A 608-nucleotide genomic window follows, 5' to 3' on the forward strand; every position below is an offset into this window, starting at 1 on the left:
TTCGAATTCGGGGGCTTGTGGTAGCCGGAGCGCATTGCGTACGAGCCAGCCAGAAAGCGTGAAGAGGTCAAGTGATCTCGGTTCGCCGCCCGAGTAGTAAGGAAATTGCAGAAACAGCCTTATTGGGCCTCCGTATCCAAGCTTGAAGGTCATGCTGACTGCAACTCGGTGGCCAAATCTGTCTTCAAAAACACCACCAAAAGTAAGATCTCTAGCATCGTAGTTGTGCCATTGCCCCGCCAACCCTAGAGAGCCCCATCTGTTTTGAGTATGTTCCTTCAGTTCCTTGCGATTGGGAAATTTTGATTTTTCAGGATCAAAGCGCAGGGGCGGGTCGACGTTACCTGTCTCGTCTCTCCACTCCTCCGCAGCGCCTCGAAGATCTTCAAAGACCGGAGATATTCTAGGATCCATCGGCTCGCCCGAGCAGCGTGAAATCCGCCACTGAGAAATCACCTCGCACAGAGATTCGACCGTATGGCCCGATCGTTCGGCCCAATCCTCGGTGGCCAGCATCCACGGGGAGTTGTATTTCAGCGCGGCAAAGGCGCCGCGCTTGCTGTCGAAATCGCGAATAATCCGAGCCAGAGCGTCGCGTAGCCCATGTT

1 protein-coding gene is annotated in these 608 nt (G+C 54.4%); it reads right to left on the reverse strand.

Going from position 1 to position 608, the window contains the following annotated elements; genetic code table 11:
• Window positions 1-608: hypothetical protein (locus tag EOA33_RS39605; protein WP_190234542.1), on the reverse strand; the 608-nt coding region annotated here is incomplete at both ends.

It is taken from the genome of Mesorhizobium sp. M4A.F.Ca.ET.050.02.1.1 (genome assembly GCF_003997725.1).
GTDB lineage: Bacteria > Pseudomonadota > Alphaproteobacteria > Rhizobiales > Rhizobiaceae > Mesorhizobium.